The sequence below is a fragment of the Streptosporangium jomthongense genome (assembly GCF_042650425.1).
Lineage (GTDB): Bacteria > Actinomycetota > Actinomycetes > Streptosporangiales > Streptosporangiaceae > Streptosporangium.
Genome location: NZ_JBHSBC010000008.1, coordinates 30,315 through 42,932, shown reverse-complemented (window position 1 = coordinate 42,932; position 12,618 = coordinate 30,315). Strand labels below are relative to the sequence as shown.

Here is a 12,618-nt window from a genome sequence, read left to right as displayed (position 1 = left end):
ATTCCACCGGTTGACGAGTAGAACAACCGGTCGATATAAACCTGTAGACCGAACGTTCTATCTCAAGGAGTCACATTGTCAGCCCGGACCACGGCCGAGGTCGTCGACCGCTTCAACCAGGCGTTCGTCGAGCACGCCCCCGCGATCCTCGACGACCTGATCGCCGACGACTGTGTGATGGAGGCGATCCAACCGGCCCCCGACGGCGAACGCGTCGAGGGAGGCGAGGGGTGCCTGGCGTTCTGGCGGGCGCTCGCCGAGGACCGCGCCACGCAGTTCAGCCCCGAGGACGTCACGGTCGCGGGGGACCGCGCGACGATCCGCTGGCGTTACCGGTACGGCGACGGCCCCGCCGACTCGGTTCGCGGCGTCAACCTCATGCGGATCCGCGACGGGCGGATCGTCGAGGCCCTTGGCTACGGCAAGACCGGTGCCCCGGTGCCCCTGGCGACCGACGGCGAGGTCCCGGCGTGACGATCCGCAGCTACCACCTCGACAGCGGCGCCGGGCTCGCGAGCCTGAAGGTCAGGGAGCACCCGGACCCGGTCCCCGGACCCGGGCAGGTCGCGGTCGCCGTACGCGCGACGTCGCTGAGCTTCCGCGAGCTGATGATCCTGCGCGGTGACTACGTGCTGCCGGTGAAGCCGGACGTGATCCCGCTGTCCGACGGGGCGGGAGACGTCGTGGCGGTCGGCGCGGGGGTCGATCCCCGGCGGGTCGGCGAACGCGTCATGGCCACGTTGTTCCCCAGCTGGCAGGACGGCCCGTTCGGCCTGGAGCACCTGCCGCAGCGCGGCGGCTCCCTGGACGGCATGCTCACCGAGGTCGCCCTGGTCGAGGAGGAGTCCCTGGTACCGATCCCCCGTCACCTGTCCTACGAGGAGGCCGCGACGCTCCCCTGCGCCGCGGTCACCGCGTGGAACGCCCTGACCGGCATGGGCGGACCGCACCCCGGTCAGACGGTGGTGACGCAGGGCTCCGGCGGAATCTCGCTGTTCGCCCTGCGGTTCGCCAAGGCGCTCGGTGCCCGGGTGATCGCCACGACCAGCGGCCCGGAGAAGGCGGCCCGCCTGCTCGATCTCGGTGCGGACGAGGTCGTCGACTACCGGGCCGTCCCCGACTGGCCCGCCGGGGTCCGCGAGCTGACCGGCGGCCGGGGCGCCGAGCACGTCATCGACGTCACCGGTCAGCTGGAGCGGTCGCTCAGGGCGGCGGCCATGGCGGGGCAGGTGGCCTGTGTGGGCTTCGTCTCCGGCACCGCCGCCCCGGTCGACCCACGCCTGCTGTTCGCCTCCGGCGCCACCGTGCGTCCCGTCGCGGTCGGCAGCCGGGCCCAGTTCCTCGCCATGAACGAGGTCATCGAGGCCAACGGCCTCCGCCCGCTCATCGACAGCGTCTTCCCCTTCGGCAAGGCCCACGACGCCTACCGCCACTACGCCTCGGGCAGGGCCTTCGGCAAGGTCGTCATCACCGTCTGACCTCGGTCCGTCCGGGATGACGGGCTTCCTCCGTCTCGCCGACGTCGTCTCGGACACCGCCCGCCCCGCCACCGGTCGAAACGCCCGGCGGCCGGCACCGCGGAAATCGGCCGCACCGCGATCTCCTCACTCGATTGCGCTCCATGACAATGATTGTGCGCTTATCGACAATGAGCGCGGGCCTCACCTCTCGTAAGATGCCCGTGAATCGAGCTTCAGAAGGCGGTGGCGAGGCCGAAAAATTGATTACGTCCAATCCGGAACGGCGGCGCCCGGATATCGGTTCCCATGACTTCACGGAATCCCGCTCCAAAACCTCGGAATCGACCGGCCGAGGTCCGGTGAACACTGGACGGACCCCGGTACCCGCGCATCCGGGAAAGAGGAGGGAGGGAAACCCGGCGAGACACCCTGGCGACCGATGTGACCTGGGAGAACATCCCATTCCAGATATTTCCCGGCGGGCGAGGCCTCCGTCGCGTTTCGCCTTCCCGGTGGCGCCCCGAGCGGCCCCGCTGAAATTCGAGAGGATTCAACCCCTCGGCGGTCGCGGAGGCGGACGATGAGGCCGTACGGCGACGCCTTCTTCGGCCCGCGGGCCGGATCTCCAGCCGGTCGCCGGCGCCGTGAAACGGCACCGGTTCGGACTATCGGTGTTCTTGTTCCGTGATGTGCGTGCGACGGAACAGGCGAACACTCCGTGAAAACGTGGTTACGCAGATTTTGTGGAGGCCTGGGTGCGGTTTTTCCCCCGCGGAGCGGTCATCGCCATGGTCATGGCGCTGCCGGCCGGTGCATTCGTGACCTTCGGCGCCCCGGCGACCGGAAGCACCGCGGCGTCGGCCCTGAAGGCGCCGACAGCGCCTACGGAACAGGCGGCCTCGCAGCAGGCGCGGCACGACAAGGAGCGGGTCGAGGTCTCGGCCCTGCGCACGGAGAACCGCCAGGTGTTCGCCAACCCCGACGGATCGTTCACCTCGGAGACCGCGGCGCTGCCCGAACGGGTACGGCGGGGCGGCGGCTGGGCCGACGTCGACACGACTCTCGTCCTCGCCCAGGACGGGAGCGTGCGAACCGTGGCGACGCCGCTGGACCTGACCTTCTCCGGCGGCGGGACGGCCCCACTGGCCGTCATCGGCGAGGGCGGGCGCTCGGTGGCGATGACCTGGCCCGCGAGCCTGCCGAAACCGGTACTGGAAGGGGACACCGCGACCTACGCCGAGGTGATGCCCGGCGTGGACCTGAAGGTGACCGCGTCGGTGCTCGGCTTCTCCGAGGTGCTCGTGGTCAAGACCAGGCAGGCCGCCGCCAACCCCGCGCTGAACCGGCTGGCCTTCGGCACGCGCGCGACCGGGCTGACGGTGCGTAAGACCGAGACCGGTGGCCTGAGCGCCGTCACCGGGACGGGAGCCGAGGTGTTCCACGCCCCGGCCCCGCGCATGTGGGACTCCTCGGGAACCGAGACGGGGCTTCAGGCCGGGCCACGGCGTGCGAGCAGGCAGGCTCTCATGGGTGTCGAGGTGGCCGGGGACCGTGTCGCGATCACCCCGGACAGGGCCCTGCTGACCTCCCCCGACACGACCTATCCGGTCTACCTCGACCCGCAGTGGTCGGGCTCCAAGCTGGCCTGGACGTATGTCGACAAGGCCTATCCCTCCCAGAAGTACTGGAACTCCAGCCACATGCCGGAGGCCGGTAACTACGGCAGCGGGCTCAAACGGTCGTTCTTCCGGATGGACTCCGACAACGTCAACGGCAAGCACATCCTCAAGGCCACCTTCCGCATCACGCAGGTCAAGTCCTGGGGCTGCACCTCCAGCCCGCAGGCCGTACAGCTCTGGCGCACCGACGGCATCTCCACCTCGACGACCTGGAGCCGCCAGCCGGGCTGGAGCGACCACCTGGGCAGCGTCGCCTCCGACGCCGGTTACAGCTCCTCCTGCCCGGACAAGGGCATCGAGTTCGACGTGACCCGCGCGATCGTCATGGCCGCCAAGTCCGGCTGGGTGAACACGACGTTCGGGCTGAAGGACTCCAACGACACCAGCAGCGGCGTATGGGGGTGGAAGGGCTTCAGCGGCGCGCCGAAGCTCGTCATCGACTACAACACCCCGCCCGCGGCGCCCTCGGGCATCGGCACCTATCCGGCGACACCCTGCGTCGTCGGGGCCTCCCGGCCGTCGGTCAACGCCGGTGACGCGGCGAACCCGCTCCAGCTGAAGGCCAAGATCTACGACCCCGACAAGGCCGGCGACGGCGTGCGGGCCGAGTTCGTCATGCACCACTACAACACGGCCACCGGCCAGTGGGACGACATCACCTCGACCCTGCCCGGTGGAGGCAAGACCGCCTACAAGTACACCACCTCGGCGACCGACCACTCGGTGAAGCTGACCGGGCTCGTCACCGGGCAGAGTTACTCCTACAAGGTGAAGGCCTACGACGGCACCGACTCCAGCGCGTGGAGCAAGTGGTGTGAGTTCACGGTGGACACCGTCGACCCCGCCACCCTGCCCAAGGTGACCTCCCTCGACTACCCGGCCGACACCCCCGACGCCTGGCAGGGCAGCGTGGGCTGGGCGGGCGCCTTCACCCTGTCCCCCGGCGACGGCGAGACCGACGTGACGGCCTTCCGGTGGGCGCTCGACGACCCCGCCCTGGCCACGGCCGCCACCCAGGTGGCGATCCCCGCCGGGCAGACCTCGGTGAACGTACGGCTGGCTCCCCGGCACGACTGGCTGAACGCCCTGTACGTCTATCCCGTGGACCGGGCGGGCAACGTCGGCAAGACCCCGGCCGTCTACGGCTTCTACGTCAACGCCGGGTTCGGCCCCGAGGGGCACTGGCGGCTGGACGAGACCTCGGGGACCACGGCGGCCGACTCCGGGGTGACGACACACCCCCTGACGCTGACCGGGGGCGCCACCTGGACCGCGGCCCGGGTGGGCGGCGGAATCCGGCTGGACGGCAGCACCGGATACGGCAGCACGACCGGCCCCGTGGTGCACACCGACAGGAGCATGAGCGTGTCCGCCTGGGTGCTGCTGGCCGACAAGGGCAGGAACTCCACGGTGATCAGCCAGGTGGGCGACCTCGCCTCGGGCTTCCAGCTGTACTACTCCTCCGGTTACAAACGCTGGATCTTCAACAAGCACAGCGCCGACAGCGGGGCCGCGGCCATCGAACGGGCGGTCAGCGACGCCGAGCCGACAACGGGCATCTGGACGCACCTGGCCGGGGTGTACGACGCACCGCACCGCCAGCTGCGGCTGTACGTCAACGGCGTTCTCCAGTCCGCGCCCGCCTCCTTCCCCTACCCGCCCTGGGACGCGACCGGCCCGCTGCAGCTGGGACGCGTGCAGTGGAACGGCGCGCTCAGCGAGAACTTCGCCGGCGACATCGACGACGTGAAGATCTGGAAGCGGGAGTTGTCCGACGATCCGCGCACGGTCAACGACCCCGGCCTCGGCAACGAGATCGCCGCCATGGCCAAACAGCCGCCCATCCAGCGCGGCTGGTGGAAGTTCGAGGAGGGCACGGGCACCACCGCGGCCAACTCGACCGACAGCCGCTGGCCCGCGACGCTCGGCGGTGGCGCCACCTGGTCCGAGGACGGCTTCGACGGCGGCGGCGCGCTCAGCCTCAACGGCACCACCGCCTACGCGGCCACCCCGTCCGCGCCGCTCAGGACCGACCACAGCTACGCGGTGACGGCGTGGGTGCGCCTGGCGGGCGACGACACCTGCGTGCTTCCCGGCCGGGTGATGACCGTCCTGAGTCAGGACGGCGCCAGGAACAGCGGTTTCTACCTCGGCTACCGGGTCTTCACCGAGAGCGGCGTCAAGGTTCCCCGCTGGTCGTTCGCGACGATCAACGGCGACACCGACACCTCGGTTCTGACCTACGCCAGGTCGGCCGAGCCCGTCGACTGCTCGGCGTTCACCACCTGGACACATCTGGCCGGGGTGTACGACGAGCCCGCCGGGGAGATCCGGCTCTACGTCAACGGCCAGCTCGCCGACCAGCGCCCCGTCGCCGGCGGCTGGGCGGCGGGCGCCCTGCAGATCGGCCGGGCCAAGTACCGGGGCGCGCCCGTCGACTTCCTCGGCGGTGAGGTGGACGACGTCCGCGCCTACACCGGCACCCTGACCGACCGCCAGGTCATCGACATCGCGTCGAACCTCCCCATCGGCGACTAGCCGGCACCCCCTGGAGGAAAGCGTGTTCGGTTCAAGGCGAGGCCTGATTCCGGTCGCCGGAATCCTGGCGGTCGTACTGCAGGCCGCGTTGATCGGCCCGGCCCCGGCCCCGGCTCAGGCGAGCGGCGGCGACCCGGGGTGGCACAGGGCCCAGGAGCAGCACGCCGTACGGGGCCATGAGGTCAGGGCACGCGGGCCCGTGACGGACCCGGGGGCCCGCTACGACCTCAAGGAGCCGCCCGCGGTGTCCTGGCCCAGCCCTGGCACGGCGGTGGTCGAGCTCCCGGCCCCGGCGGACGGTACGGCCAAGGCCGCGCCCGCCCTGGCGCGAGCCGGACGGTCGCCGATCCGGCTGGGACCGGCCGTCCCCGTACCCGGCGGGGACGGCAGGGCCCTGGCCGGGGGCGGCCCGCCCACCGTCCGGGTACGGGTGCTGGACGCGCGCGCCGCGGACAGGTCGCGGATCGACGGGCTCGGCGTCCAGCTGACGCCCGGGACCGCGCCGTCCGCCCCGGTGCGGGTACCGGTCGAGGTGGACTACTCGGGCTTCCGGTACGCCTTCGGCGGCGACTGGGCCTCCCGGCTACGGCTGGTCCAGCTGCCTCCCTGCGCGGCCACCACCCCCGACCTGCCGTCGTGCCAGACCCGGAAACCGCTGCCCACCCGCAACGACGTCAGGACCGGCCGGCTGTCCGCCGACGTCGGCCTCGCCACCGGCGCCACCGTGACGCTGGCGGCCGAGGCGGCGCCCTCGGGGCCCGCGGGCACCTACGAGGCCACCTCGCTGTCGCCGTCGGCGACCTGGAGCGTCAGCAACCAGAGCGGCGCGTTCTCCTGGTCCTATCCGCTGCGCCTGCCACCGACCCCCGGCGGGCCGACGCCCAACATCGGGTTCGTCTACTCCTCGGGAGGCATCGACGGCCGGACGGTCGCCTCCAACAACCAGACCTCCTGGATCGGCGAGGGCTTCGACTACTGGCCCGGCTTCGTCGAGCGCAGGTACAAGCAGTGCGCCGACGACGACGTGAAGCCCAAACGCAACGACCAGTGCTGGGGCAACCACAACGCCACCCTCTCCCTGAACGGCCAGGCCACCGAACTGGTCCTGGACGACGCGACCGGCACCTGGCAGCCCAAGGAGGACGACGGCTCCAAGGTCGAGAGGCTCACCGGCGCGGACAACGGTGACGAGGGCGGCACCGGCGACGACGGCGAGTACTGGCGGGTCACCACCCCCGACGGCACGCAGTACTACTTCGGCCGTGATCACCTGCCCGGCTGGGCGAGCGGCAGGGCGGAGACCGAGTCGACATGGACGGTCCCGGTGTTCGGCGACGACGACGGGGAGCCGTGCCACAAGGCCTCCTTCTCCGACTCCTGGTGCCGGCAGGCGTGGCGGTGGAACCTCGACTACGTCGTGGATCCGCACGGCACGGTCAGCACCTTCTGGTACGGCCGGGAGACCAACCACTACCGCCGTGACGTCACCACCCTGACCAACGGCGTCCCGAACGGCACCCCGACCGTCTACGATCGGGGCGGCTACCTCAAGCGGATCGACTACGGGCAGCGCTCCGACGCGATCTTCACCTCCTCGGCCCCGGCCAGGGTCGTCTTCGACGTCGCGGAGCGGTGCGTCGCGACGTCGAGCTTCGACTGCGCGGAGAGCAAGCTCACCAAGGACAACGCCAAACACTGGCCGGACGTCCCCTACGACCAGAACTGCGACTCCGGCGACAAGTGCCTCGACCAGTACTCGCCGACCTTCTGGACACGTAAGCGGCTCGCCGCCGTCACCGCGCAGGTGCTGTCCGGCGGCTCGTACAGGGACGTCGACGGCTGGGCCCTCGACCAGGAGATGCGCGCCCCGGGCGACGGAACGGCCGCCGCGCTGTGGCTGGCCGGGATCCGGCACACCGGGAAGGTCGGCGGGACGGCGTCCCTGCCGCAGGTGAGGTTCGCGGGGGTGCAGCGACCCAACCGGGTCGACGCCCTGGAGGGCCGGCCTCCGCTCACCAAGTGGCGGATCTCCGCGATCGACAACGAGACCGGTGGCGCCCTGTCCATCACCTACTCGGACGAGGACTGCCGAGCGGGCGACACCCCCGAACCGGACTCCAACACCCGCCGCTGCTATCCGCAGTACTGGTCTCCCGAGGGCGCCACCTCACCCAAGCTCGACTGGTTCCACAAGTACGTGGTCACCCAGGTCCAGCAGATCGACCGCACCGGCGGCTCCCCGGACGTGCTGGAGACCTACGAGTACCTGGGCGGCGGCGCCTGGCACCATGATGACGACGACGGACTGACCAAGGAGAAGTACAAGACCTGGTCCCAGTGGCGCGGCTACGGCAAGGTGCGCGTGCTGCGCGGAGCCCCCGGTGAACAGCGTTCCAAGGCCGAGTTCACCTACTTCCGCGGGATGGACGGCGACGAACTGTCCGGTGGCGGCACCCGCCACGTCAAGGTCACCGACTCCGAGGGCACGGCCGTCACCGACGCCGAACCCCTGCAGGGCCAGGTCCGCGAGGAGATTCACCACGACGGCCCCTCCGGCGCCGCCATGACGGGCGCGATCAACGGCTACTGGGTCAGACAGACCGCCAAACGGGTCCGGTCCTGGGGAACCACCACGGCGAACATGGTGCGCGGCGACAGCGAACGTTCCCGTACCGCGCTGGCCTCCGGCGGGTGGCGGCGCACGACGACCGACACCGAGTACAACGCCGACGGCCTGCCCGTCCAGGTCGACGACCTCGGCGACGACGCCGCCGGTGACGACGACCAGTGCGTCCGCACGACCTACGCCCGCGACGCCGCCCGGTGGCTGGTCTCCTACGCCGTCAGGGTGGAGACGGTGACCAAGGCGTGCGCCGTCACCCCCGAGCGTCCCGGCGACGTGGTCTCCGACGTCCGCAAGTACTACGACGGCAAGGCCTTCGGCGAGGCGCCGTCCAGGGGTGACGTCACCAAGACCGAGAAGCTCGGCTCGTGGGACGGCGGCCCGCGGTACGCCACCGTGGGCTCGACCACCTACGACGTCTACGGCCGTCCGCTGGTGGTCACCGACGCCAACGGCACCACGACCAGGACGGCCTACACCCCGGCCACCGGGCCGGTCACGGCCAAGCAGGAGACCAACGCGCTCGGCCACGTCACCAGGACCGAGGTCGAACCCGCCTGGGGACTTCCCGTCGCGACCACCGACGCCAACGGCAGACGTGCCGAACTGGCCTACGATCCGCTGGGCAGGCTGACCGGGGTGTGGCTGCCCGGCCACGCCAGGGCGACGTACGCCTCGACGCCGAACATGAGGTTCGGCTACCAGATCCGCACCGACGGGCCGACCACCGTCTCGACCTCGACGCTGCGCGACGACGGAACCACCTACACCACCGGTTACGCGCTCTACGACGGCCTGTTACGCGCGCGGCAGACCCAGCAGCCCGCCCCCGGCGGCGGACGGCTGATCAACGACACGCTGTACGACACACGCGGCCTGGTCTACAAGACCAACGACGACTACTACACCGAGGGCGATCCCGGCGGCACGCTGTGGGTCCCGGCCAGCGACGACGACGTCCCCGGCCAGAACGTCACGGTCTACAACGGCATGGAGTGGCCGACCGCGCGGATCTTCCGCAAACGCGGCGCCGAGCAGTGGCGCACCACCACGACCTACGGCGGCGACCGGACCAGCGTCGACCCGCCGCCGGGCTCGACCCCGGTCACCACGATCGTCAACGCGCAGGGTGAGACGGTCGAGGTCCGGCAGTACAGGGGTGGCTCCCCGACCGGCGACTACGACGCCACGAAGTACACCTACACACGTGCCGGGCAGCCCGCCACCATCACCGACACGGCGGGCAACGCCTGGGGCTACCGTTACGACCTGCGGGGCAGGCTGGTCCAGGTCGACGACCCCGACAAGGGCACCGCGAAGCTCGCCTACGACGACAGGTCCGACTGGCTCAAGACGGTCACCGACGCGCGCGGCAGGAGCCTGTTCTTCACCTACGACGCGCTGGGCCGTAAGACCGCCGAGTACGAGGGGACGTCCGCGAGCGGCGTCAAGCTCGCCGAGTGGACGTTCGACAGACTCGCCGACGGCACCGAGGTGAAGGGCCAGCCGGTCTCCTCGACCCGCTATGTCAGCAACGCCGCCACCGGGGCGACGGACGCCTACACCAGCGCCGTGACCGGCTACGACACCGCCTACCGGGCCACCGGGGCCCAGACCGTCGTCCCCGCCGCCGAGGGCGGACTGGCCGGCACGTACAGGACCACGACCGACTACAACTCCGACGGCACCGTCCACCGCGTCGTACTGCCCGCGGCCGGAGGCCTGCTCGGCGAGACGATGCTGTTCGGCTACGACGACCTCGGCAACCCGACCACGATGCGGGGCCTGACCCCCTACGTCACCTCGACGACCTACTCCAAGCTCGGCCAGGTCCTCGACATGACGCTGAGCACGGGCCTGAAGCGGCTCAAGCGGACCAACTTCTACGAGGAGGGCACCAACCGGCTCGCCCGCTCCCTCTACGAGCGCGAGACAGCCCCGATCTCGGTCACGGACGCCAACTACACCTACGACCCGTCGGGCAACGTCACCAGGATCGCGGACACACCGTCCGGCCGGCAGGCCGACATCCAGTGCTTCCGGCAGGACCACCTGCGACGCCTGACCGAGGCGTGGACGCCGACCGGTGACTGCGCCGCCGGTCCCTCCCCGAGTGCCGTGGGCGGGCCGGCGCCGTACTGGCAGTCCTTCACCTACGACCCGGTGGGCAACCGGACCAAGGAGGTCGACCACCGGACGGCGGGCGACGTCACCAAGACCTACACCTACGCCGGGCCGGGCAGGCCCCAGCCGCACACGCTGACCTCCGTCGAGTACCGGGGCGGCACCCGTGACGGCCAGATCGACACCTACGCCTACGACAAGGCGGGCAACACCACCGAACGCGGCTCGGGCCGCCTGCTGGAGTGGGACGTCGAGGGCCACCTGGCCAGGTCGACCGACCCCTCCGGCGTCAGCACCTACGTCTACGACGCCAACGGCGAACGGCTCATCCGCCGTGACCCGACGTCGGCCACGCTGTACGTCGCCGGCATGGAGATCCGGCTCGACACCGCCACCGGAGCCAAGAGCGCCACCCGCTACTACACCTACGCGGGCAAGACCATCGCCACCCGTACCAGCAGGGGTGTGACCTGGCTCGGCGCGGACCACCACGACAGCGCCGACGTCTCGGTCGACGACACGGAGACCCAGGCGACGAGTCACCGCCGCTTCACCCCCTTCGGGCAGCAACGCGGCACCCCGCCGCCGTTCTGGCCGGGCCAGCGAGGCTACGTCGGCGGTGTCGTCGACGAGGCCACGGCCCTGACCCACCTCGGCGCCCGCGAGTACGACGCGGAGACGGGCCGGTTCATCTCGGTCGACCCGGTCTTCGACGTCTCGGACCCGCAGAGCTGGAACGGCTACGCCTACGCCGACAACAACCCGGTCACCGGCTCCGACCCCACGGGCCTGATGTACGACGGCGGCGCGCAGCCCTGCCCGTCCTGCCGTGTCACCCCCATCAAGAACCCGGGTGGCAGCGGTGGCGGCATCTACGTCTGGTACACCCCGCCGCCCCCGCCGAGCAACCCGCCGCACTGCGGCCGCTGGAGCTTCGGCTGCAAGACGAAGCACTTCTGGACCAAGCACAAGGCGACCATCGTCAACGTCACCGTCACGGTCGTCGTCACGGTCGGATGCGAGGTCGCCACAGGAGGCGCGGGCAGTATCGGCTGCGTCGCCGCGGGCGGCGCGGCAGGAGGTCTGGCGGGCCACCTCGTCTCGACGCCACGCGACGAGTGGAGCGTCGGCGGCGCGTTCAAGGCCGCGGCGGTCGGCGCCATCACGGAGGTCGCGGGGTACGGCCTGGGCAAGGGAGCCGGCCTGGTCCTCGGCAAGCTCGCCACCACCGCGGCGGGCAGGGTCGTCGCGGAGGCGGCGAGCAAGGCGTCGGGCAAGGTCAGGAACGCCCTCGGCCGGGGCGGTGGCGCGGCGGCCAGAAACGCCGACTCACCGGCCGGTGCGGCCCGTCCTCGTGGCGAGACGGGAAACCCCAAGGCGGAGCCCGGAGGCGGTTCGCCCTGCAACAGCTTCGTCGCGGGCACCCTGGTCAAACTGGCCGACGGCACCTCAAAGGCCATCGAGAAGATCAAGGCGGGCGACAAGGTCCTCGCCACCGACCCGAGAACGGGCAAGACGGAGGCCAAAACCGTCCTGGCCGCCTTCTCCGGCCTCTCCTACCTCGGCCTCGTCCAGATCACCGTGGACACCGACGGCGCCCGGGGAAACGCCACAGGAACCGTCACCGCCACCGAACACCACCTGTTCTGGGACGAGATCACCCACACCTGGGTCCGCGCCGACCGGCTGGCGAGGGGTGATCGCCTTCGGACGGCCACCGGCAGAACCGTAAACGTCCTCACCGCGACCTTTGGGCAAACCCATCCCACCGTCTACGACCTGACCGTGGCCGACGTCCACACGTACTATGTGGTGGCTGCGAGCGCGCCGATCCTGGTGCACAACACCAATCCTGGAGAATGCTTTCGCGGCGCAAGAGACGGAGAATCGCCATCATTCGCACCACGACCCAACGACTATAAGGTCAACCCCGAAACCGGACTCGTGCGCGAAACACACGGCGTTTCAGTGTTCGATAATTCTGTAAGCGTTTCATCGAAGGGGTTCATCCCGCACCAGATTGACGAATCAAGCTTCCCTGGAACACTTCGAGTGATTCAGCGAGGAAAAGACCCTCGACACTTCGAGATCGTTCCAGCACCGGGGGCAAACCTCACTCCCGAAATGTACGCAGCAGAGTTGGCGAAGATCAAAACCTTAGCAAAATAAAGGGGTGCATAGAATTGCATCATAT

4 protein-coding genes are annotated in these 12,618 nt (G+C 70.2%); all 4 read left to right on the top strand.

The window, feature by feature from the left end; genetic code table 11:
• Positions 1–75: 75 nt before the first annotated feature.
• Entirely contained in the window at positions 76–474 is a 399-nt protein-coding gene (locus ACFOYY_RS08135; RefSeq protein WP_386189020.1) for a nuclear transport factor 2 family protein, read from the top strand.
• Positions 471–1,478, top strand: a complete 1,008-nt coding sequence (locus ACFOYY_RS08130; protein WP_386189018.1) for a zinc-dependent alcohol dehydrogenase family protein — start codon at positions 471–473, stop codon at positions 1,476–1,478. The genes ACFOYY_RS08135 and ACFOYY_RS08130 overlap by 4 nt, the downstream gene beginning before the upstream one ends.
• A 737-nt stretch (positions 1,479–2,215) precedes the next feature.
• The gene (locus tag ACFOYY_RS08125) at positions 2,216–5,677 is read left to right on the top strand and encodes a LamG-like jellyroll fold domain-containing protein (protein WP_386189016.1); all 3,462 of its coding nucleotides are present in this window, start codon (positions 2,216–2,218) and stop codon (positions 5,675–5,677) included.
• Positions 5,678–5,699: 22 nt separating this feature from the next.
• Complete coding sequence (locus ACFOYY_RS08120) at positions 5,700–12,593, top strand: polymorphic toxin-type HINT domain-containing protein (protein ID WP_386189014.1); 6,894 nt, start codon at positions 5,700–5,702, stop codon at positions 12,591–12,593.
• Positions 12,594–12,618 lie beyond the last annotated feature (25 nt).